Here is a 24129-nt window from a genome sequence, read left to right as displayed (position 1 = left end):
GGCCCGCACCCCTTGGAGGGATGCGGGCCACCGGCCCGAAAGGCAAACGGTCAAACGGCAGGACCGCCGAACGCCTCAGCGCACCTCGGTGATCTCGGGCCCGCGCTGCAGCTGTCCCATGCCGCCGGAGAAGCGGGACTCCGCCTGGTCCTCCGTCTGGACGCCCTCGGCGACCATCTGCGCGTCGTCCGGGAGCTTCAGGACGATCGGGTCGCGCGGCGCCATCGGCCCCTCGCCCCGTACCACCACGGTGTCCAGGAAGACGTGCTCCAGCACGCCCGCGGCCTCCGGCTGCACCGCGCCCTGTCCGGAGATCACTCCGCGCAGGAACCAGCGGGGGCCGTCGACGCCGACGAAGCGCACCAGCTGCACGCCGCTGTTGCCGTCCGGCAGCTGTACGGGGACCTGCGCACGCAGCTCCCAGCCCAGAGGGCCCTCGACCTCGTCGATGACTCCGCCCTGCGAGGTGATGCCGGTGGCGATCTCCTCGCGGACCTCGCCCCAGATGCCTTCCTTCTTGGGCGCGGCGAAGGCCTGCAACTGCACTGCGCTGTCGCCCAGTACTACCGTCGCGGCCACGATCGCGTCGCCCGCGACCTCCACCCGCAGCTCCATGCCCTCGACTCCGGGCACGAAGATGCCGCCCAGGTCCACCCGGCCCTCGCCGGGCTCGGAGACCTCGGAGATGTCCCAGGGACCGTCGGGGCGGGGCGCCGGCGGCAGGTTGGACCTGCGCACCTCGCCCTCCGTACCCTCTTCGCCCTCGACCGCGTCGGCGACCTGCTCGGTCACGCCCGCCTCGTCCTCGGCGGATTCGCTCTTCTTGCGACGTCCGAACACGTCACTGTCCTTCCCGGTCGGCAACGACCGAAGCGTATGAGTTCCCACCCGTGGAGTCATCCGTGGTGCCGTTCACCGAACCGCCCACCGGTCCGCCGGAAGCGGCTCCACCCACCGCGGCGTGACCGCCGGTCGACCCGAAGCCCCCTGCGGCCCGCGCCGAGCCGGGAAGTTCCGCGACCTCGTGGAAGCGCACCTTCTCGACCTGCTGGACGACCAGTTGGGCAATCCGGTCGAAACGCTCGAACCGCACGCTCTCGCGCGGGTCCAGATTGACCACGATCACCTTGATCTCCCCACGGTACCCGGCATCCACCGTCCCCGGGGCATTCACGAGCGCCAGACCGCAGCGGGCCGCGAGCCCCGAACGCGGGTGCACGAACGCCGCGTACCCGTCGGGCAGCGCGATCGACACGCCGGTCGGCAGCACCGCCCGCTCACCGGGGGCGAGTTCACAGGCCTCGGTGGTGACGAGGTCGGCCCCGGCGTCGCCGGGGTGTCCGTACGACGGCAGGGGCACGTCGGGGTCGACCCTGCGGATCAGTACGTCTACGGGGTTACGGCTCATGGGTTCACCTCGAAGGCGCGGGTGCGCCTGACCTGATCGGGGTCGGCCATGGCCGCCTGGATCTCCTCCGGGCGGCCGTTGTCGATGAAGTGGTCGACCTTGACTTCGATGAAGAGGGCGTCCGCACGGACCGCGACGGGCCCGTCCGGACCGCCGATCCGTCCGGTCGCCGTGGAGTAGATCTTGCGGCCGTGCACGGCGACGACCTCGGCGTCGAGGTGCAGCACGGTGCCGACGGGTACCGGACGTACGAAATCGGTCTCCAGCCGTCCCGTCACCGCGATCGCCCGCAGCAGCCACTGCAGCGCGCCCAGCGTCTCGTCCATCGCCGTCGCCAGTACGCCGCCGTGGGCGAGGCCGGGAGCGCCCTGGTGGGCGGGCTTGACGGTGAACTCCGCCGAGACCCGCACGCCGGGTCCCTCGCCGGCCCGCGCCTGGAGGTGCAGCCCGTGCGGCTGGCCGTCGCCGCACCCGAAACAGTGCTCGTAGTGCGCGCCGAGAAGCTCTCCCGGGGCCGGCGCGTCGGGGTGCCGGACCGGGGCTATGGCATCGGCCGGGGGCGTCAGGGCCGCGGAGCCGGCCGGGCGTCCGCCGGTCGCCTCCCGGGGGTTCTCAGTACTCACAGGCGCAGACCTTACTTCGGTTTGCCTCACGGAAGTCATTCGGTCCACCCCTGCGCGCTGCCTGTCCGGCCGGGGGTCCGGGGGTTGCCCCCGGGAAGGCACAGCCCCGCGTAGGGAAGCGCAGGTCGCGCCGTGCCAAGCTAAGCGTTATGCAGTCCTACGAAGAACGCCTGACCGCCCCCCGCTCCTGGTGGTTCATCACCGTGCTGGTAGGGATCGCGGGCGGGCTGATCCTGCTGCCGGTGGGCCCCCTGCCGATGCTGGGCGGAGTGATCGGCGGGATCGTCCTCACGGGCGCGCTGGTCAGCAGTTACGGCTCGGTGCGGATCAGGGTGGTGGCCGGTTCACTGGTCGCGGGCGACGCCCGGATCCCGGTGGCCGCGCTGGGCGACGCCGAGGTGCTGGACGCCGAGGAGGCCCGTGCCTGGCGGACCCACAAGGCGGATCTGCGCGCCTTCATGCTGCTGCGCAGCTACATCCCCACCGCACTGCGGGTCCCCGTCACCGACCCGTCCGACCCGACCCCGTACCTCTACCTCTCCACCCGCCACCCCAAGGCCCTGGCAGACGTGCTCACGGCCGCCAGGACAGAAAGCGCCCTTTAGGGGCGCGGGGAACTCCGCGACCGGCCACGACGCACCCGCAGGCGAAGACCCGCCTGCGGGAGCTACCCCTCCAGCTCCTTGAGCTCCCGCGCATGATCCAGCGGCGGCAGCTCCAGCGCGTCCCAAGGGATCTGCCTCGTACGCAGGTCGCCCCGGATCCGCTCGGCGAGTTTCCTGGTGTCCCGCCGGTTCATGACGGCACCCACCGCCGCACCCACCATGAACGGCATCAGGTTCGGCAGGTTCCGCACCATGCGCTTCATGATCTGCTGGCGCAGCTCGCGCTTCATCTGCCCGCCGAGGGCCACGTTGAGCGTGGTCGGCCTGGTGATGTCGATGCCGCGTTCCTCGGACCAGGAGCCCAGGTAGGCGATGGTGCGCTGCTTGAGGTTGCCCGGCGGGCGCTGCCCGTAGACCTCGTGCAGCTCCGCGATGAGCTTGAGCTCGATCGCGGCGACGCCGGTGACCTCCGCGGCCAGTTCGGCCGGCATGGCCGGCGGTACGGGCAGCATCGCGGCTGCGCCGATGCCCGCACCCACGGTGGACGTGCCGTTGGAGGCACCCGCCACCAGCTTGTCGGCGAGCTGCTCGGGGCCGAGCCCAGGGAACTGCCTGCGCAGGGTCGCCAGGTCCCGGACGGGAACGCGCGGAGCGTTCTCGATGACCCGGTCGGTGAGGTGGCCGAGAGCCGCTTTCGCGCCCTCCCCGCCCTTTCGTACGCCCTGTTTGAGGGCAGGCACGCGCTGCTTGAGAGCAGGTACACCCTGCCTGAGGGCCGCCAGACGCCGGGCCCCGGTCACGGGCCCCTTCTCGTCGCCGAGCCGGGCCGGAAGGCCCTGCTCGCCGTCATGTGCGCCGGCGGCGTCACTCAAGTCGCCGTCATCCCGCTGGGAGACTTCCCGGTGGGAGGACGGCACGAGGGCGGTGGACTCGGCGGACGTCTCGTGGACGTCCGTCGGGCCGGTACCGCCCGGTTGTGCCTCCGACGCCTTCTTGCGCCGGAAAGGCCGCTTCCTGAACGGTGTCGCGCCAGTCACGGCCGACCCCGTCCTAGTCGCAGTCGCGGCAGATCGGCTGGCCGTTCTTCTCGCGGGCCAGCTGGCTGCGGTGGTGGACCAGGAAGCAGCTCATGCAGGTGAACTCGTCGGCCTGTCGGGGCAGCACGCGGACGGACAGTTCCTCGTTGGAAAGGTCCGCGCCGGGCAGCTCCAGGCCTTCAGCCTGCTCGAACTCGTCGACGTCGACGGTCGTGTTCGACTTGTCGTTCCGCCGTGCCTTGAGTTCTTCGATGCTGTCTTCGTTGAGGTCGTCATCGGTCTTACGTGGGGTGTCGTAATCCGTTGCCATGTCGCTCTCCCCCTCTGGGTGGTTGCGGTGTCTCCAGCGCAGTAACGCGTGAGAGGCCGGACTTGTGCCCGACCTGAGGCGGAGATTTTGCCTCACATCAAGGTCTGTTACTCAATCGACACCTGGGACGCACCCCTCGGGGTGATCGTCTTGGATGGCGATCGGGACCGTACACGGTCCGAATGTCGCACCGCCCGTGCGCCACCCCGTGTACTTCCCGTGATGTCACCCCCCGGAAACCCGGACTTTTCCCGGTTTTACGGAGGGTTGGTGATCACGGAGAGTGGGTGACCGGAAAGTGCGACCTGTGATCGATCACACACGGATCCATCGGGTTTCCGTCCCGAAAATTCCGCTTAAAGCGAACACATTGACGGCTTCGCCAAGTACCTCGGCCGGGTGTCACACCGGCAGCGTGACGCGCATGACAAGGCCGCCGCCCTCGCGGGGCTCCGCGATGATACGGCCTCCGTGGGCCCTCGCGACGCTGCGCGCGATGGACAGCCCCAGGCCTACACCCTTGTCACTGCCCGTGCGCTCCGTACGCAGCCTCCTGAACGGCTCGAAGAGGTTGTCGATCTCGTACGCGGGAACCACTGGACCCGTGTTCGAGACCACCAGTACCGCTTGTCCGTGCTCCATACCCGTGGTCACTTCGACCCACCCATTCTCCGCCACGTTGTACCGCACCGCGTTCTGAACCAGGTTGAGCGCGATCCGCTCCAGCAGGACCCCGTTGCCCTGTACGACCGCGGGCTCCTGCTCCCCGCGCAGCTCCACGCCCTTGTCCTGGGCCTCGCCGCGGGTCTGCTCCAGGGCCCGGGTGGCGACCTCCGCCATGTCCACGGGCTTGCGCTCGACGATCTGGTTGTCGCTGCGGGCGAGCAGCAGCAGGCCCTCCACGAGCTGCTCGCTGCGCTCGTTGGTGGCCAGCAGCGTTCTGCCCAGTTGCTGGAGCTCCACCGGGGCCCCGGGGTCCGAGAGGTGGACCTCCAGCAGGGTCCGGTTGATGGCGAGGGGCGTCCGGAGCTCGTGCGAGGCGTTGGCGACGAAGCGCTGCTGGGCGGTGAAGGCCCGCTCCAGCCGGTCCAGCATCTCGTCGAAGGTGTCGGCGAGCTCCTTCAGCTCGTCGTCCGGGCCGTCCATCTCGATGCGCCGGGACAGGTCCGTGCCCGCCACCCGGCGGGCGGTGCGGGTGATCCGGCCCAGCGGCGACAGGACCCGGCCGGCCATCGCGTACCCGAAGGCGAAGGCGATGACACTGAGGCCCACGAGCGCCAGCAGGGAGCGGTTGAGGAGGTCGTTGAGGGCCTCCTGGCGCAGGCCGCCGAGGCAGGAGCGCAGCACCGCGTTCAGCTCGTTGTTGTTCTGCGCCGCGGCCAGGTCGGGGCAGGTGGGGCTGGAGAAGTGGATGTTCTGTCCGGTGACCTGGAAGTCCGGCTGCTGCGTCCCGTCCCGCAGCGCCTGCGCGGTCAGCAGGTAGATGATCGACAGCAGCAGGATGCCCGCGATCAGGAACATGCCGCCGTAGAGCAGCGTGAGCCTTATCCGGATCGTCGAGCGGATCCAGGGGAAGGCCTGCTCGGGTTCCCGGGGGTCCCAGGAGGGTTTCGGAGGAGCTGCGGGTGGCGCCGGTACGGTCTTCACCCGCGCCTCAGATCCGGTAGCCGGAGCCGGGCACCGTGACGATGACCGGCGGCTCGCCGAGCTTGCGGCGCAGGGTCATCACGGTGACCCGTACGACGTTGGTGAAGGGGTCGGTGTTCTCGTCCCAGGCCTTCTCCAGGAGCTGTTCGGCGGAGACCACGGCGCCCTCGCTGCGCATCAGCACCTCCAGCACCGCGAACTCCTTCGGCGCCAGCTGGATCTCCCGGCCGTCGCGGAAGACCTCGCGCCGGTTGGGGTCGAGCTTGATGCCGGAGCGCTCCAGCACGGGCGGCAGCGCCACGGTCGTACGGCGTCCCAGGGCGCGCACGCGGGCGGTCAGCTCGGTGAAGGCGAAGGGCTTGGGGAGGTAGTCGTCCGCCCCGATCTCCAGACCCTCCACGCGGTCGCTGACGTCGCCGGACGCGGTGAGCATCAGCACGCGGGTGGGCATGCCCAGCTCGACGATCTTGCGGCAGACGTCGTCTCCGTGCACGAGGGGGAGGTCGCGGTCCAGGACCACGACGTCGTAGTCGTTGACCCCGATCCGCTCCAGGGCGGCGGCGCCGTCGTACACGACGTCGACGGCCATGGCCTCCCGGCGCAGTCCGGTGGCCACCGCATCGGCGAGCAGCTGCTCGTCCTCGACGACGAGTACGCGCACGTCGGGTCCTTCCTCTGGTGCCCTGACGGGCAAGGGTGTGTGGACCTCCATCCTGCCCGTTTCGGCCGTAAACCGGCTGTAAGGCGGCCTGTACCTGCTCCCCGGGTGCGCTGCCGGCCCGGTCGGCGAGGGCGACTTCCATGATTCCCGGGGCAGTTGAGGTTTCCCTGAGGTGCGGCGCGGGGAGGACGTCAGAACACCCCGCGATCACGCCCCGTATTTGGCGCGCCACAGCCCGCTCCGCCGCCAGAGGGAGTGCCCGTGATCGCACACCCTCGGCACACCCCCGTGCCACCGACCCATGACGAGGGGGCACACATGGACGCCTTCACCACCAGCATTCTGAACCGCATAAAGGACACCGAGTCGGACCTCACCCGGGCCCGCGAGGCCGGCGACGACTTCCTTGCGGACGTCGAGCAGGAAGAGCTCAACGACCTGCACCGGATCGCCGCCGAGCACGGCGTGGCGATCGACGTGGCCGCCTGAGCCGACCCACAAGCGCATGCGCGGGGCCCCGTTCCGGTTCGTCCGGAGCGGGGCCCTCCGCATGCGCCGGGACACGTCAGTCGTGCCAGGCGCCCAGCTCGTCGAGGAGGCCCTGGAGCGGCTCGAAGACGCCGGGCGGGGCGGCGACCGCCAGTTCTCCCGAGGGGCGCTCCCCCGGCCTGCCACCGGTCAGGGCGCCCGCCTCGCGGGCGATCAGGTCGCCGGCCGCCAGGTCCCAGGGGTTGAGCCCGCGCTCGTAGTACCCGTCGAGCCTCCCGGCCGCCACGTCGCACAGATCGATGGCGGCCGACCCGCCGCGCCGGATGTCGCGGAAGCCGGGAATCAGCCGTCCGGCGATCTCGGCCTGCCGCTTCCGCCGCTCGGCGACGTACGCGAAACCGGTCCCGATCAGCGCCCGGCCGAGCGGCGGCGCCGGGCGGACGCTCAGCTTCCGGCCGGTGCCCGAGGGGCTGTCGCAGTACGCCCCGCCGCCTCGCACGGCGCGGTACGTCTCGCGCCGCAGCGGGGCCTCGACCACACCGACCAGCGTCTCGCCCTCGTGTTCCGCGGCGATCGAGACGGCCCAAGTGGGCAGTCCGTAAAGGTAGTTCACGGTTCCGTCGAGCGGGTCGACCACCCAGCGGACGCCGCTGCTGCCCTCGGTGGAGGCGCCCTCCTCGCCGAGTACGCCGTCGTCGGGGCGCCGCTCGGCGAGGAAGCCGGTGATCAGCTTCTCGGCGGCGATGTCCATCTCGGTGACGACGTCGACGGGGCTTGTCTTGGTCGCGGCCACCCCGAGGTCGTCGGGGCGGCCGTCGCGCAGCAGCGCACCGGCCCGGCGGGCCGCCTCCAGCGCGACGGCGAGCAGTTCGGACTTCAGGGCTTCCCGGTCTTCGTCGCTCATGGCTCTCCCAGGGGTGTGGATCAGGCGTACGGGCTGTCGGCGCCCGCGGCGGCGGGCTTCGGGGTCCGCGAGGGGCAGCAGCCGACCGGGCACAGGTCGTGGCTGGGGCCGAGCGCGCCCAGCGCACAGGGCCGCACCACGAGGCCGCGCTCGACTGCTGCGCGCTCCAGGACCAGTTCGCGCACGGCCGCGGCGAAGCGCGGGTCGGCGCCGACGGTCGCGGACCTGGCGACGGGCAGGCCCAGTTCGGCGGCCTTCGCGGTGGCCTCGGTGTCCAGGTCGTACAGGACTTCCATGTGGTCGGAGACGAAGCCGATGGGGACCATGACGGCGGCCGGGGCGCCCGCGCCGTGCAGGGCCTCCAGGTGGTCGCAGATGTCCGGCTCCAGCCACGGGGTGTGCGGGGCGCCGGAGCGCGACTGGTAGACCAGCTCCCAGGGGCGGTCCGCGACGCCGGTCGCCTCCTGCACGGCCTCGGCGATCAGCCGGGCGACGTCCAGGTGCTCGGCGACGTACGCACCGCCCTCGCCGTGCTCCTCCACCGGGCCCGAGGTGTCCGCGGCCGCTGTCGGGATGGAATGCGTGGTGAAGGCGAGGTGGGCGCCCGCGCGCACGGCATCGGGGAGTTCGGCCAGGGACTTCAGGACGCCGTCCACCATCGGTCGTACGAAGCCGGGATGGTTGAAGTAGTGCCGCAGCTTGTCGACGCGCGGCGGCTCCAGGCCCTCCTCCTTGAGGAGGGCGATCGACTCGGCGAGGTTCTCGCGGTACTGGCGGCAGCCGGAGTACGAGGCGTACGCACTGGTGGCGAGGACGGCGATGCGGCGGTGACCGTCACGCGTGATCTCCCGCAGGGTGTCGGTCAGGTACGGGGCCCAGTTGCGGTTGCCCCAGTAGACCGGGAGGCCGCCTTGGCCGTGCGCGGCGAAGTCCTCGCGGAGGGCGTCGAGCAGCTGCCGGTTCTGTTCGTTGATCGGGCTGATCCCGTCGAACAGGAAGTAGTGCTGCCCCACCTCTTTGAGGCGCTCCTCGGGGATGCCCCGGCCGCGGGTCACGTTCTGCAGGAACGGGACCACGTCGTCCGGGCCTTCCGGGCCGCCGAAGGAGAGCAGCAGCAGGGCGTCGTAAGGGGCCGGGTCGGGCGCTGCGTCGGGCGCCGTTTCGAGGACTGCGTCGGGCTGATCAGGCATGCCCCCGATCCTGCCACCCGCCCCCGGAGCGCCTGCACCCGACACAGATCACACTGTCGCGGCGCTGTTCCGGTACGTAACCTGTACGGATATCTGTACGAACCACTTACATGTGTTATCGGCGCCTGCCCCCAGTGCGCGCCGGATCGGCGGAACCACAGTTGTCCAGTCCCTACCGCGCCATATTCGCCGCCCCCGGCTCCAAGGGGTTCTCGGCGGCCGGCCTGCTCGGCCGGATGCCCCTGTCCATGATGGGCATCGGCATCGTCACCATGATTTCCCAGCTCACCGGCCGTTACGGGCTGGCGGGCGCGCTCGCCGCGACGCTCGCGATGTCCGCCGCCGTCTTCGGCCCGCAGATCTCCCGGCTGGTCGACCGGCACGGGCAGGGCCGGGTGCTGCGCCCGGCGACGCTGGTCGCCGCCGTCGCGGTCGCCGGGCTGCTGGTCTGCGCCCAGCAGGGCGCCCCCGACTGGGCGCTGTTCGTGTTCGCGGCGGGCGCGGGCACGGTGCCCAGCGTCGGGTCGATGGTCCGGGCCCGCTGGGCGGCGATCTACCGGGGCTCGCCGCGCGACCTGCACACGGCGTACTCCTTCGAGTCCATCGCCGACGAGGTCTGCTTCATCTTCGGGCCGATCGTCTCGATCGGGCTCTCCACCGCGTGGTTCCCGGAGGCGGGGCCGCTGGTGGCGGGCGTCTTCCTGCTGGTGGGCGTCTTCTGGCTGACCTCGCAGCGCGCCACGGAGCCGGCTCCGCATCCGCGCCGGCCCGGCGGCAACGGCGGTTCGGCGCTGAAGTCGGCGGGGCTCCAGGTCCTGGTGGCCACCTTCGTCGCGACGGGGGCCGTCTTCGGGTCGGTCGACGTGGTCACCGTGGCGTTCGCCGAGGAGCAGGGCCACAAGGCGGCGGCGAGCCTGGTGCTGGCTGCCTACGCGGCCGGATCGTGCCTGGCGGGCGCGGTGTTCGGGCTGCTGCACCTCAAGGGCTCCCCCACGAAGAGGTGGCTGCTGGGTGTGTGTGCGATGGCCGTGAGTATGATCCCCCTCCAACTGGCCGGGAACCTGCCGTTTCTGGCCGTGGCGCTCTTTGTCGCGGGCCTCTCCGTCGCACCGACGATGGTGACCACGATGGCCCTCGTCGAACAGCACGTACCCCGCACCAAACTGACCGAGGGCATGACGTGGACCAGTACGGGTCTCGCCGTCGGCGTCTCGCTCGGATCGTCCGCCGCAGGGTGGGCGGTCGACGGGATGGGGGCGGACGCGGCGTACGTGGTGCCCGTCGCGTCGGGGGCGCTCGCGGCCGCGGTGGCGTTCCTGGGGTACCGCCGGCTGGGCAGGCCGGCACCGACTCGGGGAGGGCACGGCGCCGATGAGCGACACCACGAAGACGAGCACCGCGTGGCATAACTGGGCGGGCAACGTCACCGCCCGCCCGGCGCGGGCGGTGACCCCCTCCTCGGTCGAGGAACTCGCCGAGACGGTACGCAGGGCGGCCTCCGAAGGCCTGAAGGTCAAGCCGGTCGGCACGGGCCACTCCTTCACCGCCGTCGCCGCCACCGACGGCGTGCACGTCCGCCCCGACCTCCTCACCGGCATCCGGCGCATCGACCGCGAAGCCGGCACGGTCACCGTGGAGGCGGGTACTCCGCTCAAGCGCCTCAACGTCGCGCTGGCCCGCGAGGGCCTGTCGCTGACGAACATGGGCGACATCATGGAGCAGACGGTGGCCGGCGCCACCAGCACCGGGACCCACGGCACCGGACGCGAGTCGGCCTCGCTCTCCGCCCAGATCAAGGCGGTCGAGCTGCTCACCGCCGACGGCCGCGTCCTCACCTGCTCCGAGAAGGAGAATCCGGAGGTCTTCGCGGTCGCCCGGCTGGGCCTCGGCGCGCTCGGCATCGTCACCGCGCTCACCTTCGCCGTGGAGCCGGTCTTCTTCCTGACCGCCCGCGAGGAGCCGATGAGCTTCGACAGGGTCACCTCGGAGTTCGACGCGCTCGTGGCCGAGAACGAGCACTTCGAGTTCTACTGGTTCCCGCACACGGGAAACTGCAGCACCAAGCGCAACAACCGCAGCATGGGTCCCGCAGCCCCGCCCGGAAAGGTGGCCGGCTGGATCGAGGACGAGTTCATGTCCAACGGGCTCTTCCAGGTGGTCTGTTCGCTCGGCCGGGCCGTGCCGCGCACCGTCCCCGCGATCGCCAAGCTCGCCAGCCGCGCCCTGTCCGCCCGTACGTACACGGACATTCCGTACAAGGTCTATACGAGCCCGCGCCGGGTCCGCTTCGTGGAGATGGAGTACGCCGTCCCGCGCGAGGCGGCGGTACAGGCGCTGCGCGAGGTGCGGGCGATGGTCGAGCGCTCGCCGCTGAGGATCAGCTTCCCGGTGGAGGTGCGCACCGCCCCCGCCGACGACATCCCGCTGTCGACCGCGTCCGGCCGGGAGACCGCCTACATCGCGGTCCACATGTACAAGGGCACACCCTTCCAGGGCTACTTCACCGCGGTCGAGCGCATCATGACGGCGCACGGCGGCCGTCCGCACTGGGGCAAGATGCACACCCGCGACGCCGAGTACCTGTCCGCCGCGTACCCCCGCTTCGCGGAGTTCACGGCGGTACGCGACCGGCTCGACCCGGACCGGCTGTTCGGCAACGACTACCTGCGGCGGGTGCTGGGCGACTGACGGACGGGCTGCGGCGGGCGCGTGACGGGCCGTTACGGGGCCTGGGCGTCCCCGGTGGAGGCGGGGGCGCGCTGGGCGCCACCGGCGGCACTCCGGGCGCCGTCGGCCCCGTCCGCACCCTTTCCTTCGCCGCTCCTGCCGTCGCCGCCGTCGCCCTGGCCCCCGCCGTCCTTCGGCGTCTCCTTCGCGGGCGGAGTCGGCGGCGGGCTCTCGCCGCCACCGCTCGGGGTGCCCTTGCTCGCGTCCGGGTCGGGGGTGGTGGTGGCGCCGGGTCCCGGCGTCTCCTTGCCGGTCTCGCCCGTTCCCGCACCCGTGCCCGTGCCGGGGCCGGGGGTCCGGCTGCCGGCGTCCTTGCCGGGGGTCCGGTCCTGGTCCGGGGTGCTGCCGTCCGGGCCGGTGGTGGGCTGCCGGGCGGGCGGGGCCTTCTGCTCGCCGCCGCCGCGGACGAAGTTCCCCACGCTGGTGCCCGCGCCACCGCTGAGGTCCTCCTGCGCGACCAGCTCGTACGTCGTGATCCCGCCCATCGCCACCGCGAACACCACCGCGGCCCCGACCGCCGACCGCTTCCAGCCACGCACGCGGGTGCCGTGCACGGTGCCCTCGGTGAACCCGCCGTCCCCCGACGGCTGCCCCGCACCCAGGCCCGCCGGGACCTCGACCGAACGCAGCACCCGCGTGGCGCCGTCCACGTACGGCTGCCGGCCCTTCGGCTTCGCGTGGACGGTGACCTCGCGGAGCTGCTCGCCGGTGCGCTTGAAGAAGTGCTGGAAAATCGTTCCGCCGCTGGTGGCGACCACACTGACCACACCGGCGCCGATGACCGTTCCGTACACGCCCAGCTTGGACGCCAGCACGGCCGCGACCACGGCGGCCACGGCGCTGCCCGCGACCTGCGCCACGCTCAGGTCGATGCGGCGCTTGGCCGGTTCTGAACCGGTATCCAGCTTCTTGTCCATCTACAGCCTCTGTTTGCCCATCCGTTGCACCTTGCTACAGGAAGGGACATTTGGGCGAAGTCAAAAGTTCCGATTCTGCTCATTCTGTGAATCAGGACACCCGGGGGCGTCACACCTCGCCCGCGGGGCAGGAGGGGGCTCACGGAGTTGACTCCGCGGGAGGCTTGGCAACTCCCGTTCACGGGGAGAACTTCGGTGGCGCGCCGGTCCACCCATGTGGCCCGAATGGAGTACTGTGGCGAGCCCTGGATCCGGTCTCCCCCATGGGCGTCCGGGCCCTTCGGGAGGGGGCCGAACGGCACTCGCACCGGCGGCGCCACGGCATCGACGGGTACCTGCTACACAGGGTGACCAATGGTTACTTTGCGTCGACAACAGGTCACCGTGCCATAACGGCGAACCAGGGCGCAACGCCCGACACGCCGGGCAACACGGCAAGGTAGTGGCAGGCTGCACCCGGGCAGGCCACACTCGACTAGCGGAAGCAGCGACGCACGTGACGTCGGCAGGCACCACCCGGGAGGTCCCCATGCCCGAACTGCGTGTCGTGGCCGTCAGCAACGACGGCACACGGCTGGTTTTGAAGGCTGCGGACAGCACGGAGTACACGCTTCCGATCGACGAGCGACTGCGTGCCGCCGTCCGCAACGACCGCGCCCGCCTCGGCCAGATCGAGATCGAGGTGGAGAGTCACCTCCGCCCTCGCGACATCCAGGCGCGGATACGAGCCGGAGCCTCGGCCGAAGAGGTCGCCCAGATGGCCGGTATCCCGGTCGACCGGGTGCGCCGCTTCGAGGGCCCCGTGCTCGCCGAGCGCGCGTTCATGGCCGAGCGCGCCAGGAAGACTCCGGTCCGCCGCCCCGGCGAGAACGCGGGACCCCAGCTCGGCGAGGCGGTGCAGGAGCGTCTGCTGCTGCGCGGCGCCGACAAGGAGACCGTGCTGTGGGACTCCTGGCGCCGCGACGACGGCACCTGGGAAGTCCTCCTCGTCTACCGGGTCGCGGGCGAACCGCACTCGGCGAGCTGGACCTACGACCCGCCGCGCAGGCTGGTCGCGGCCGTGGACGACGAGGCGCGCTCGCTGATCGGCGAGAGCGACGACATCCCGGCGGCGCCCGAGCCGAGCTTCCCGTTCGTGCCCCGGATCGCACGGCTGCCGCGCGACCGGCCGCTGGACCGCGCCCTCGACCGTTCCCTGGAGCGTCCACTGGACCGCGCCCTGGACCGGCAGTTGGACCGGCCGATGGAGCGGCCCGCGCCGCCGGCCGCGCTGGAGGCCGACGAGGGCAGCAACGACCGCGACTCGCTGACCAGCCTTCTTGAGGCGGTGCCCAGCTTCCGGGGCGACATGGTGGTACCGGAACGACCCGCTCCGCCCGCGCCTCCCGAGCCCCCGTCCCCGATCGACCTGGACGAGCAGGAGTCCGTGCCCGAGGAGCCGCCCGCGGCGTCCGCCGGTGCGGGAGCGGCGTACGCGGACGTGCTGATGCCGCGCGCCGTGGCCGGGCACAGGGACCGTCTGGTCGGCACGACCGACCGGCAGGCGGAGGCGGACGGAGTGCGTCCTGGTCGCCGGGCCGCGGTGCCCAGCTGGGACGAGATCGTCTTCGGTACGCGCCGCAAGAAGCAGGAGTAGACGGCGGTACGTCGTCATGGCGAGGGGCCCGTACGTCCGGCGTACGGGCCCCTCGTCGTGCGTACGGCTAGCGGGGTTCGGGGCCGGTGGCCACCGGCCGGGACTCGTCCGATGACCACTGGGACCAGGAGCCCGCGTACAGCGCCGCCGGGATGCCCGCGATCTCCAGGGCCAGCACCTCGTGGGCGCCGGAGACCCCGGACCCGCAGTACACGCCGACGGCGGACGCTCCCGAGGCGCCCAGCGCCCCGAAGCGTTCCTTCAGCTCCGCCGCGGACAGGAAGCGGCCGTCGGCCGCGGTGTTCTCGCTGGTGGGGGCGGAGACCGCGCCCGGGATGTGGCCGCCGATACGGTCGATGGGCTCGACGTCGCCCCGGTAGCGCTCGGCGGCCCGGGCGTCGAGCAGCAGCCCGCGATCCGCGAGTTCCGCCGCGGCGTCGGCGTCCAGCAGCCCCACCCCTCCCGGTACTGGCTGGAAATCTCCCTCGGACGGGGTCGGGAGCCGCGTGGACAGCTCGCCCTCCCAGGCCGCGAGCCCGCCGTCCAGCACGCGTACGTCCTGGTGCCCGGACCACCGAAGCAGCCACCAGGCGCGCGCCGCCGCCCAGCCGAGCCCGCCGTCGTACACGACGACCGGCGTCGCCGCGCGGACTCCCGCCCTGCGCATCACCGCGCCGAAGGCCGCCGGGTCGGGCAGCGGGTGCCGTCCGCCGGCTCCGGGTGCTCCGGCGAGTTCCGCGTCCAGGTCGACGAAGACCGCGCCCGGCAGGTGCCCGGCCTCGTATGCGGGGCGCAGATTCGGGCCGCCGAGCTGCCAGCGGACGTCGAGGAGGACGGGCGGGCGGGGTCCTGCCGACTCGCTCGCGAGGTCGGCTGCGGAGATGATGGCGTTCATGGGGGCCATCCTTGCGCAGCGGTCGGCCGGCCCGGAACGTACCTCGGGCCCGACCGTCTCGTAACGAGGTCGAAACCCGGCGCGCGGCGCGGCCGGGGCGCGCCGCGCGTCGGGTGGTGCAAGCATCTGCACGGGGCACGAATCCGTACCGCACAACGGCGTGCACGCCCCGTAACGACTTGGTGCGCTTTCGTGCACCGGTCGTCATCCTGTTACGGCCACCACGAATGGTCCGAGGAGACAAGACGATGACCGAGGCTGCCGCACGGCACACGCCCGGCACCCCGTGCTGGGTGAGTCTGATGGTGCACCGGCTGACCGGCACCCAGGAGTTCTACGGGGCCCTGTTCGGCTGGGAGTTCCGGCCGGGGCCCCAGCAGCTCGGCCCGTACGTCCGGGCCCTGCTCGACGGGCACGAGGTCGCCGGCATCGGGCAGTTGCCCGCCGACCGGCACCTGCCCACCGCCTGGACGCCTTACCTGGCGACCGACGACGCGGGGGCGAGCGCGCAGGCGGTCACCAGCAGCGGCGGCACCGTCGCGGTCGGTCCGCTGGACGCGGGTGACGCGGGGCGGATGGCGCTCGTGGCCGACCCCGCGGGCGCGGTCTTCGGACTCTGGCAGGCGGCGTCGCACCCGGGCGCGGCAGTCGCCGGGGCGCCGGGGACGCCGGTCTGGAACGAGCTGGTGACGCGTGAGACGGCCGGCATCGCGAAGTTCTACCAGGCGGTGTTCGGATACGAGACGGAGGCGGTCGTCTCGGCCGACTTCGACTTCACGACGCTGCTGGTCGGCCGGAAACCGGTGGCCTCGCTGCACGGCGTGGGCCACGCGCTGCCCCGCGACCGGGGCGCGCACTGGATGACGTACTTCGAGGTCGAGGACACCGACGGGGCGGCCCGCCTGGTCTCCGACCTGGGCGGCCATGTCCTTCAGCCGCCGCGCGAGAGCACGACCGGGCGGACCGCGGTGGTCTCGGACCCGGAGGGCGCGGTGTTCACGATCGTACGGACGGCGTCCTAGCTCCGCGTTCTCCCTGCGGCGCTCCTCGAAACCTGTCGCCCGGACAATGGCGGGAATCCATCGGCGGGGCGTGAATTCATCGGCAGACCGTGGACACATCCCGTTCACATGGAACACGACACAAAAAGACCCATTCTTCGGAACCAGGTAAATTTTACGGAAATCCTGGAACTGAGACGAAGGTCACATGTTAAATTAGACGGGCCGTCTCCGCTTTCGGACGGTCCGCATGCCAGTCTGGAGCAAGGCGTTAGCCTGCCATTCGACCGCAGTTGCGGAGGGAGAATTCCGTGTCTTGTCACCCGCCGTCTTCCGTCCCGATGCCCAGGCCTTCACTTGAACCGATATTTTAAGGCGCCATGACAGAACGCACTGAATTGATTCGGACTGTCGGCCGGAAAACAGAAATAGATCGAATAGCGCAATTACTCGCCGCAGGTGCCGCGGGAAGCAGTGGCACCTTCACCGTCCAGGGGCCGTCGGGAACGGGCAAGTCCCGGTTGCTGCTGGAATCCCAACGGGCCGCGGAACGGCTCGACTTCACTGTTTCCTCGTTCTTGAACCCCGCCGCGGGCGGGCCGGCGGGACGGCAGGAGACGGCGTCCCTCATGGCGGTGCTCGACTCCGCCGCCGTGAGCTCCAAGCCCCGGCTGGTAGTGGTGGACAACCTGCACAACGTCCCCGAGGAATTGACCGAGGCAGTTGCTTCACTGGCCCATTACGAGCCTCCGAGTAATTCTCGTACGGCGCCCCTCATCCGGATAATCGGCCTTCGTACGGGATCGCAGAACCAATCGATTCGCCGTCTTTCCAGTGAATTCGCCGGATGTCAGCGAATTGAGCTCGGCAGGCTTTCCGAATCCTCTTCGACAGAGCTCGCCGCCGATATTCTCGGGGCCGTTCCCGATGTGAAACTGGCCGAGATGATCTCCGGCGCGGGGGGAAATCCGCTCCTGATCGTGGAGCTGATCCACGGATTGCGTGAAGAGGGCTCCGTGGAGATTTCCCACGACCGGGCCCGGTTGACGGACGCACGCATCCCGCGGCGGGTGCGCGACCTGGCGCAGCACTGGCTGGAATCGCTGTCGGACAAGGCCCGCCAACTCGTCCAGGTGGCCGCGGCCGTCGGCGGGTCCTTCATGGTCGTCGAGGTCGCCTCGATGCTCCGGGAGACCACGGCGTCGATGCTTCCGGCGCTGAACGAGGCCATCGCCTCGGGGCTGCTGATCTGCCCGGGCGAGCAGACGGTGTTCCAGCACGAGCTGGTGCGGCGTTCCGTCGCCGAGGCGCTGCCCGCCGCGGTCCGTCAGGCGCTGCGCCAGGACGTGAGCGCCCTGCGCAGCCAGCACTGCCTCCAGGTGCCGATGCCGCCGGAGCTCCTGGTCACCGGGGGCCACCCGGTCGCCGGAGGCCGCCCGCCCGGCGCCCCCGTACCGGCTTCCGTGGAGACGCCCGCCCCGCTGCCTGCGCCGGCCCCCCTCCCGGCGTCGTCCACGGGGCCCGGGCTCGCCCAACGGCTGCTGCCCGCCCTGCTGATGGCCCGCAGCACCCGCACCGAGCCCCTGCCGCTGGGGCTCGCCGACGAGTTGCGGGCCGGGCTGACCGGCATGCTGCAGGCGCACTACGCCGACGTGGAGCTCACCGGGAGCTCCGACGCTCCGCTCGCGGACCGGGCCGACCGGGTCACCCGCAACACGGTCTCGCTCTTCGCCGACGGCGTGCAGCGCGCCACCACCCGTGCGCGGGCGCTGCTCGACACCCACCGGGGCCGCGACGACGAGGCGGACGCGGTGACCGCCACCGTCGTGATGTCCAACCTGGAATGGGCCGTGGGAAACCTCACCGAGGGACTCGGTTGGGGGCAGCGCGCCGTCCAGCGCCTCGGCCCGGCCACCCCGCCGATGTGGTCCCCGTACGTGAAGCTGGCGCTGGCCACCAAGCTGTCCGACATCGGCAGGTTCGAGGAGGCGGAGGAGCTGATCGGCGCGGCCCGCAGGGAGGCCGAGGCGCTCGGCCCCCCGCACACGGCGACGCCGCTGATCGCCAGGGCCATGCTGCTGCTCCAGTCCAGCCGGCTCCAGGAGGCCCAGGACTCCGCCAGGACCGGTCTTGAGATCGCGGCGAAGACCGGTGGCGGCTGGAGCGTGCCGGTCGGCCAGGCGGTGCTGATCCTGGTCGCGCTGCGCCGCGGCGACCTGGCGTCCGCCGCCGACTACGTGTGGCGCTGCCGGGCGGCCGTCGGCGCCGACAGCACCGTCTTCCCTTCGATCCACTTCGACTGGGGGGAGTGCCTGGTGGCCACCGCGCAGCTGAGCCCGCGGCGCACGGCGGAGCTGCTGACCACCAGGTACACCCATCTCCTGACCTCGCCCCAGCTGTTCGTCGAGGAGGCGGCTGCCGCGGCCTGGTTCGTCAGGCTCGCACTCGCGGCGGACGACATGCCGCTCGCCTCGACCGTGGTGACGGCCGCCGAGAGGTTCGCCGCGGCCAACCCCGGCCGTCCCACCCTGGCCGTCACCGCCCTGCACGCCAGGGGGCTGCTGGAGCGGGACTCCGAGGCGCTGCGCACGGCCGCGCACGAGCACGTCAGCCCGTGCGCGGGGGCGCTCGCCGAGGAGGACCTGGGGGTACTGCTGAGCGCGCAGGAGGAGAAGAACGGCGCCCTCGGCGCCGCCGCGCTGCGGTCCGCGCTGCGGCGCTTCGTACAGATCGGCTCACAGGGCGACATCGAGCGGATCCGGGCCTTCATGGAGGAGCACGGGACGCCCGTCGCGAGCGCTCCCCGCCGGGGCAGGACCGCCACCGCGGGCTGGGAGGCGCTCTCGGAGACCGAGCGCACCATCGCCCACCTGGTCAGCGACGGGCTGACCAACCGCCAGGTCGCGCGGCGGGTCAGGCTGTCCCCCCACACCGTCAACTACCACCTCAGGGCGATCTTCCGGAAACTCGGCATCGGTTCACGGGTGGAAGTCGCCCGCCACGTCACCCACGGCGCATGAAGTGCGCACCTCAGAAAGGAAGAACATGGCGAAGCCGTTCACGGTCCGGGTCACCGTTCGCGTCTACGAGACCGACGCGCAGGGACACCTCAACGGGAACGTGTACCTCCAGCACGCCGAGCACGCGCGCTGGGAACTGCTGCGCGCGGCCGGGATCAACCAGAGCGACCTGCTGAAGAAGGGCGTCAGCCCGGTCAATCTGGAGACGACCATCAAGTACCACCGCGAGGTGGTCGCCGGTGACGAGGTGGACATCAACTGCGTCTTCGTCTTCGGCGAGGGCAAGAGCTTCCGGGTGGAGCAGACCATGACCAGGGCCGACGGCACGCTCGTGGCGGAGGTCTTCAACGTGGGCGGCATCCTCGACCTGGACGCCCGCAGGCTCGTCTCCGACCCCCGGGAGGCCTTCCGCTCGGTGGCGGCCAATCCGGAGGTGGCCGGGCTCTGACGGTGCTGCCGGGCCCCGACCCTGCCGCGGGGCCCTTGGGCTCCGACCCTGCTGCGGGTCCCTGGTCCGCGGCCGCCCCGGGCGCGCTCTGCCGCACCGGGGCGGCGGCCCGTCACGCCCCCACGCGCTCCCGCAGCTCAGGTGTCATCAGTTCCCTGGAGGGCAGCACCCCGGAGATCGTGGAGAAGAACCGCGCGGTCATCCCCGGGTCGCCCACGATGGCGCGCATCAGCGGCAGCCGGCGGCCGGGACGCAGCTCGGCCGCGGCCAGGGTGTCCCGGTAGCCGTCCATGACCAGGTCGTCCCGGCGCTCGCCGTACCGGCTCAGCGCCTTGTCCAGCAGGGGCCCGTCCCGCAGCCCGTCGCCGACGCACTCGACGAGCGCGGTCGCCTGCCGGAAGGCGTCGGTGATGCCCTTGCCGGTGAGCGAGTCCTTGTGGTGGCCCGCGTCCCCCACCAGCGCCCAGCCGGAGCCCGCTGCCCGACGGAAGAAGTTGCGCTGGTCCCCGGTGCCGAAGAGCCGGTCCTCCTGCGTCGCGCCGGCCATCCGGTCGGCCAGCGCGGGCGTGATCGCGGAGATGTTCTCCAGGTAGGCGCTGCGGGCGTCCGCGCGCACCCGGTCGTACTCCGCCATCGGGAAGTAGGTGCCGACCAGGGTCAGTCCGTCGTTGGTGGGGACGAAGCCGGCCCACTTGCGGGTGCCCTCGTACACCTCGAAGCCGGTGCCGGTGTCGATTCCCGACCAGAACGAGTAGTACGCGCAGGTCAGCATGGGATCCTCGGACTCGATACCGGCGCCCGCGAGTTCGGCGACCTTCGAGCGCATGCCGTCCGCGCCCACCACCAGGTGGGCCCGCTCCTCGAACTGCCGCCGGCCCGACCGGTAGCGGACACCGGCCACCCGGCCCCCCTCGAAGACCAGCTCGTCGACCGTGGACTGTTCGCGGAACTCCGCACCGGACGCGACGGCCGCCTCGGTGAGGATGCGGTCCAGCAGGTAGCGGCGCGGGGCGTACGCGGCGCTGATGCCGTCGGCCGGCCACGAACAGCCTTCGAGCACCACGTCCTTGACCTGGTGACGGGCGTGGTCGAGCGGCGGGCAGCCGGTGGCGGCGACCGCGTCGAGCACTCCCCACCGGTTCAGGTGGGCGACGCCCGGCTGGTGGATGTAGAGGGTCGAGAGGGTGTCGCGGGGATGGCGGATGCGGTCCAGCAGCAGCACGCGGTATCCGGCGCGGGCGAAGAGCATCGCTGTCGGGGAGCCGGCGGCCCGCGCTCCCACCACTATGACGTCGTACACGGGTGACCGTGCCTTTCCTGGAGGTCGGGGGTACGGGGGCTGAGGTACGGGGCTGGGTTACGGGGGCGGGGACACGGTGCGCGCGTCAGCCGACGCCCGCCTTGTCCAGCGCGTCGGCGAGGGCGCGCAGGGTCCGCAGGCCGTCCTCCGCGTCGGCGGGGAAGATCATCGCGGAGAGCGTGGTGACGCCCGCCGCCGCGTGCTCCCGCAGGGTGTCGGCGATGCGCTCGACGGGGCCCAGCAGACAGGTCCGTTCCAGGAACCGCTGGGGGATCGCCGCGGCTGCCTCGCGCGGGCGGCCCTCCAGGTACAGCTCCTGGACGCGCCGTGCGGCGTCCTGGTAGCCCATGCGGGCGGCGAGGCGGTTGTAGAAGTTCTCCTTGCGGGAGCCCATGCCGCCCAGGTAGTGCGCGGTGTACATGCGGACGCGGTCGGCGCACGCGGCCACGTCGTCGCCGACGACCGCGGGCATCGAGGAGACGATGTCGAACCCCGCCAGGTCCTTGCCCGCCCTCTCCCGGCCGGCCCGCAGCAGCGGCAGGTGCTCGGCGACGGTCTCGGGCTGGAAGAACACGGACAGCCAGCCGTCGGCGATCTCCCCCGCCAGTTCCACGTTGCGCGGGCCGACCGCCGCCAGGTAGACCGGCACGTCCGCGCGGCGCGGCCGGGTGCCGAGGCGCAGCGGTTTGCCCGGTCCTTCGGGCAGCGGGAGCCGGTAGTGCGCACCGTCGTAGACGACGTCCTCGCGGCGCAGTGCCATCCGGACGATGTCCAGGTACTCGCGGGTGCGCGCCAGCGGCTTGTCGAAGCGCGCCCCGTGCCACCCTTCGGCGACCTGGGGCCCCGAGACGCCCAGGCCGAGCCGGAAGCGGCCCTCGGAGAGGATGTCGAGGGTGGTCGCGGTCATCGCGGTCATGGCGGGGCTGCGGGCCGGGATCTGCATGGCGGCCGTGCCGAGGTCGATGCGGCTGGTCTGCGCGGCGAGGTAGCCGAGCAGGGACACCGCGTCCGAGCTGAAGGCCTCGGCGGTCCAGGCCACCGCGTAGTCGAGCCGCTCCGCCTCCCGTACGTACCCGGCGGAGGTCCTCGGGTCGGCGCCCGCGCCGAGGTTGCCGAGGTAACGCAGGTTCAGTCCGAGTCTCATCGGTGCACCGTCCCGGTCGGATCGGCGACCGTCCGCGGGCCGTTCCCGGTCCGGGCGCAGGCACGGTCCAGGAACTCCAGGACGGTCGAGGTGTAGCGCTCCTTGTCGGTCCACAGACCGCGCAGGTGGCGGGCTTCGGGGAGCACGAGGGTCTGGGCCTGCGGGTAGCGGCGGGCCAGCCGCAGGATCTCGTCGGCGGGCACCACGGCGTCCGCGCCGCCCCCGATGAACAGCATCGGGGTGGTGGCGTAGCCGGGTGCGGCCGGGGCGGGCGGCCAGTCGGCGCCGCCGATGGTCAGGTGGTTGAACAGTTCGAAGGACCGCTGGGCGAGCGCCCCCGCCCTTCCGCCGCGGGAGCGCTGCGGCAGCGGGAGCAGCCCCTCGCGCAGCAGGTTGGGGGAGATCGCCGGGGGGTCGCAGGCGGGCCCGCTGTCGCAGACCACCGCGTCGACGACCGGGTGCAGCGTCCGCAGCGCGCGCAGCATCGCGAACGACGAGAGCGAGAAGCCGTACAGGACGAGCCGCGCGCCCGCGTACTCCGGCAGGGCGCTCACGTACCGGGCGGCGGCGACGGTGTCGTGCCCGAACCTCCGGTCGAAGCCGGTGAACGAGCGGTCCTGGAAGCTGTCGCCGTGGTTGCGGTAGTCGAACAGCAGCACCGTGTGTCCGGCCCGGTGCAGGTAGCGGGCGTAGGGCAGGCTGCGGGACTTGTCCAGGCCGAGTCCGTGGCCGAGCAGCACCACGCGGTCCGTCCGCTCGCCCCGGCAGAGCCAGCCGGCGAGTGTCCGGCCGGCCCTGCCCGCGGGGACGGTCACCTCCTGCGCCCCGAGCCCGAACTGCTCAGGGCGGCGCCTGCGTTCGGGCCTGGGCGGGTGGAAGGCGGTGTACGCGGTGCGCAGGGCGTCGAGGGGCGCGGTGAGCAGCGCGGCGGGCCCCCCGCCCGGTTCCGCGCGGCGCGTGCGGCGGTTCGTACCGCTGGTGCCGCTCACACCACCAGACCTCCGTCGATGCCGAGCACCTGGCCGCTGATGTACGCGGCGCGCGGGGACACCAGGAAGGAGACCAGGTCGGCGACCTCGTCGGCCGCCCCGAAGCGTCCCAGCGGGACCTTGCCCAGGATCTGCTTCTTGACGGCGTCGGTCATGTCGGCCGTCATGTCGGTCTCGATGAGGCCGGGGGCGACGGAGTTGACGCGGATGCCGTACTTGCCGACCTCCCTGGCCAGCGAGCGGGAGAAGCCGATGATGCCGGCCTTGGAAGCGGCGTAGTTGCTCTGGGTGGCGTTGCCGTACACGCCCGCCACGGACGACATGGTCACGATGGTGCCGGTGCGGCGCTTCATGAAGGAGAAGACCGAGGCGCGGCAGATGGTGTAGGTGCCGTCGAGGTTGGTGGAGATGACGTCACGCCACTGGTCGTCCTCCATCAGCACGAGCGGGTTGTCCCGCACGATGCCCGCGCTGGTGACCACGGCGTCCAGCGGGCCGAGGTCCTCCTCGGTCCGGGTGACGAACTCGCGCGCCGCGGCCGGGTCGGCGACGTCCAGCGACTGGGTGAGGACCCGTGCGCCGAGCGCGGTGGCCTCCTTGGCGACCTGCTCGGCCGCGCCCGTGTCGGAGCGGTAGCAGAGCGCCACGTCGAAGCCGTCGCGGGCGAGCCGGGTGACCACGGCCCTTCCGATGCCTCGGGATCCGCCGGTGACGAGGGCGACCGGTCGTGCGCCGTCTGACATGTTGCTGCCTTTCGGTGGGCTTGCGGGTCGGTCTTTCGGGGGGCGTTGGCCGGCCGGCTGCGCGGGGCCCCGCGACGGGCGCGGGAGCCCCACGGACAGCGCTCGTGACGGTGGTTACCGGAGCTTCGAGTCGACCAGCGCGCGGACCTGGAGCAGGTTGGAGACCTCCTTGAAGTCGGACTCTGCGACCTTGATTCCGTACTTCTTCTCCAGGTTCACGACGATCTCCAGGGCCATCAGCGAATCGACCTGGAGGTCCTCGACGAAGTGCGCCTCGTCGGCGACCTCTTCGACGGGGAGCTCCAGTGCGTCCGCGACGAGCGAGCGCAGTTCCTCGGTGTCGACGGCGACGGCGGTGTTCTCGGACATGTGGTGGTTTCCTTCCGTACGGGTGGGTGCCGGCCCGGATCTTCCGGGCCTCGCGGGGTGGGGTGC

The 24129-nt window shown here is 71.7% G+C and carries 24 protein-coding genes; 8 read left to right on the top strand and 16 right to left on the bottom strand.

The window, feature by feature from the left end:
- Positions 1 to 75 precede the first annotated feature (75 nt).
- Genes ACWGIG_RS07475 through ACWGIG_RS07465 form a run of 3 tightly spaced genes read right to left on the bottom strand, consistent with a single transcriptional unit; the run spans position 76 to position 2031 of the window.
- The gene (locus ACWGIG_RS07475; protein WP_453320580.1) at positions 76 to 840 is read right to left on the bottom strand and encodes a DUF3710 domain-containing protein; all 765 of its coding nucleotides are present in this window, start codon (positions 838 to 840) and stop codon (positions 76 to 78) included.
- 1 nt (position 841) lies between these two features.
- Positions 842 to 1408, bottom strand: a complete 567-nt coding sequence (gene dut / locus ACWGIG_RS07470; protein WP_453320579.1) for a dUTP diphosphatase — start codon at positions 1406 to 1408, stop codon at positions 842 to 844.
- The gene (locus ACWGIG_RS07465) at positions 1405 to 2031 is read right to left on the bottom strand and encodes a PaaI family thioesterase (protein WP_453320578.1); all 627 of its coding nucleotides are present in this window, start codon (positions 2029 to 2031) and stop codon (positions 1405 to 1407) included. The genes dut and ACWGIG_RS07465 overlap by 4 nt, the downstream gene beginning before the upstream one ends.
- Positions 2032 to 2180: 149 nt before the next feature.
- Between ACWGIG_RS07465 and ACWGIG_RS07460 the strand changes: the two genes are divergently transcribed.
- Positions 2181 to 2636, top strand: coding sequence for a DUF3093 domain-containing protein (locus tag ACWGIG_RS07460; protein ID WP_453320577.1), 456 nt, complete (start codon positions 2181 to 2183; stop codon positions 2634 to 2636).
- 62 nt (positions 2637 to 2698) lie between these two features.
- Here ACWGIG_RS07460 and ACWGIG_RS07455 read toward each other — a convergent pair whose 3' ends face one another.
- The 4 genes from ACWGIG_RS07455 to ACWGIG_RS07440 form a co-directional block, all read right to left on the bottom strand.
- Positions 2699 to 3673: a hypothetical protein gene (locus ACWGIG_RS07455; protein ID WP_453320576.1), complete on the bottom strand. Its 975-nt coding sequence runs from the start codon at positions 3671 to 3673 to the stop codon at positions 2699 to 2701.
- A 13-nt stretch (positions 3674 to 3686) separates the two neighbouring features.
- A complete protein-coding gene (locus tag ACWGIG_RS07450; protein WP_185026814.1) occupies positions 3687 to 3983 on the bottom strand; it encodes a DUF4193 domain-containing protein in 297 nt (98 codons plus the stop codon).
- A gap of 402 nt (positions 3984 to 4385) precedes the next feature.
- Entirely contained in the window at positions 4386 to 5630 is a 1245-nt protein-coding gene (locus ACWGIG_RS07445) for a sensor histidine kinase (RefSeq protein WP_453320575.1), read from the bottom strand.
- A 7-nt stretch (positions 5631 to 5637) separates the two neighbouring features.
- Entirely contained in the window at positions 5638 to 6291 is a 654-nt protein-coding gene (locus ACWGIG_RS07440) for a response regulator transcription factor (RefSeq protein WP_185026810.1), read from the bottom strand.
- A 261-nt stretch (positions 6292 to 6552) separates the two neighbouring features.
- Here ACWGIG_RS07440 and ACWGIG_RS07435 point away from each other — a divergent pair, with 261 nt between their 5' ends.
- Positions 6553 to 6780 (top strand): hypothetical protein, encoded by a 228-nt coding sequence (locus ACWGIG_RS07435; RefSeq protein ID WP_453320584.1) that lies wholly within the window; start codon positions 6553 to 6555, stop codon positions 6778 to 6780.
- Between the two features lie 76 nt (positions 6781 to 6856).
- Here the strand turns inward: ACWGIG_RS07435 and ACWGIG_RS07430 are convergent, their stop codons facing one another.
- Entirely contained in the window at positions 6857 to 7684 is an 828-nt protein-coding gene (locus ACWGIG_RS07430; protein WP_453320574.1) for an inositol monophosphatase family protein, read from the bottom strand.
- Between the two features lie 20 nt (positions 7685 to 7704).
- A complete protein-coding gene (locus ACWGIG_RS07425; protein ID WP_453320573.1) occupies positions 7705 to 8874 on the bottom strand; it encodes a ferrochelatase in 1170 nt (389 codons plus the stop codon).
- A 161-nt stretch (positions 8875 to 9035) separates the two neighbouring features.
- Between ACWGIG_RS07425 and ACWGIG_RS07420 the strand changes: the two genes are divergently transcribed.
- Together ACWGIG_RS07420 and ACWGIG_RS07415 are read left to right on the top strand one after the other, a co-directional pair.
- Positions 9036 to 10283 carry an MFS transporter gene (locus tag ACWGIG_RS07420; RefSeq protein ID WP_453320572.1) on the top strand — a complete coding sequence of 416 codons (1248 nt, stop codon included), beginning with the start codon at positions 9036 to 9038 and terminating at the stop codon, positions 10281 to 10283.
- Positions 10246 to 11562 (top strand): D-arabinono-1,4-lactone oxidase, encoded by a 1317-nt coding sequence (locus ACWGIG_RS07415; protein ID WP_453320571.1) that lies wholly within the window; start codon positions 10246 to 10248, stop codon positions 11560 to 11562. Before ACWGIG_RS07420 ends, ACWGIG_RS07415 begins: the two co-directional genes overlap by 38 nt.
- Positions 11563 to 11594: 32 nt before the next feature.
- Here the strand turns inward: ACWGIG_RS07415 and ACWGIG_RS07410 are convergent, their stop codons facing one another.
- Positions 11595 to 12518 carry a hypothetical protein gene (locus tag ACWGIG_RS07410; protein WP_453320570.1) on the bottom strand — a complete coding sequence of 308 codons (924 nt, stop codon included), beginning with the start codon at positions 12516 to 12518 and terminating at the stop codon, positions 11595 to 11597.
- Positions 12519 to 13047: 529 nt separating this feature from the next.
- On the opposite strand from ACWGIG_RS07410, the gene sepH reads away from it, so the two are divergent.
- Positions 13048 to 14154, top strand: a complete 1107-nt coding sequence (gene sepH, locus ACWGIG_RS07405) for a septation protein SepH (protein WP_453320569.1) — start codon at positions 13048 to 13050, stop codon at positions 14152 to 14154.
- A 67-nt stretch (positions 14155 to 14221) separates the two neighbouring features.
- Here sepH and ACWGIG_RS07400 read toward each other — a convergent pair whose 3' ends face one another.
- Positions 14222 to 15049, bottom strand: coding sequence for a sulfurtransferase (locus ACWGIG_RS07400; protein WP_453320568.1), 828 nt, complete (start codon positions 15047 to 15049; stop codon positions 14222 to 14224).
- Positions 15050 to 15297: 248 nt separating this feature from the next.
- On the opposite strand from ACWGIG_RS07400, the gene ACWGIG_RS07395 reads away from it, so the two are divergent.
- From ACWGIG_RS07395 to ACWGIG_RS07385, 3 genes are all read left to right on the top strand, one after another.
- Positions 15298 to 16071 (top strand): VOC family protein, encoded by a 774-nt coding sequence (locus ACWGIG_RS07395; protein WP_453320567.1) that lies wholly within the window; start codon positions 15298 to 15300, stop codon positions 16069 to 16071.
- A 923-nt stretch (positions 16072 to 16994) separates the two neighbouring features.
- On the top strand, positions 16995 to 19070 hold the full coding sequence (locus ACWGIG_RS07390) for a LuxR C-terminal-related transcriptional regulator (protein ID WP_453320566.1): 2076 nt from the start codon (positions 16995 to 16997) through the stop codon (positions 19068 to 19070).
- A gap of 25 nt (positions 19071 to 19095) precedes the next feature.
- Positions 19096 to 19518, top strand: a complete 423-nt coding sequence (locus ACWGIG_RS07385) for an acyl-CoA thioesterase (RefSeq protein WP_453320565.1) — start codon at positions 19096 to 19098, stop codon at positions 19516 to 19518.
- 112 nt (positions 19519 to 19630) lie between these two features.
- On the opposite strand, the gene ACWGIG_RS07380 is transcribed toward ACWGIG_RS07385, so the two are convergent.
- From ACWGIG_RS07380 to ACWGIG_RS07360, 5 genes are all read right to left on the bottom strand, one after another.
- Entirely contained in the window at positions 19631 to 20818 is a 1188-nt protein-coding gene (locus ACWGIG_RS07380) for an NAD(P)/FAD-dependent oxidoreductase (protein WP_453320564.1), read from the bottom strand.
- Between the two features lie 85 nt (positions 20819 to 20903).
- Positions 20904 to 21962, bottom strand: coding sequence for an LLM class F420-dependent oxidoreductase (locus ACWGIG_RS07375; RefSeq protein WP_453320563.1), 1059 nt, complete (start codon positions 21960 to 21962; stop codon positions 20904 to 20906).
- A complete protein-coding gene (locus ACWGIG_RS07370; RefSeq protein ID WP_453320562.1) occupies positions 21959 to 22951 on the bottom strand; it encodes an alpha/beta hydrolase in 993 nt (330 codons plus the stop codon). Before ACWGIG_RS07370 ends, ACWGIG_RS07375 begins: the two co-directional genes overlap by 4 nt.
- Positions 22948 to 23694: a 3-oxoacyl-ACP reductase FabG gene (gene fabG, locus ACWGIG_RS07365; RefSeq protein WP_453320561.1), complete on the bottom strand. Its 747-nt coding sequence runs from the start codon at positions 23692 to 23694 to the stop codon at positions 22948 to 22950. The genes ACWGIG_RS07370 and fabG overlap by 4 nt, the downstream gene beginning before the upstream one ends.
- Positions 23695 to 23808: 114 nt before the next feature.
- Positions 23809 to 24063 (bottom strand): acyl carrier protein, encoded by a 255-nt coding sequence (locus ACWGIG_RS07360; protein ID WP_453320560.1) that lies wholly within the window; start codon positions 24061 to 24063, stop codon positions 23809 to 23811.
- Between the last annotated feature and the right edge of the window lie 66 nt (positions 24064 to 24129).

The organism is Streptomyces sp. NPDC054863 (assembly GCF_053610825.1).
Note: the sequence above shows the minus strand (reverse complement) of the source record. Positions and strands in the feature narration are given on the sequence as shown.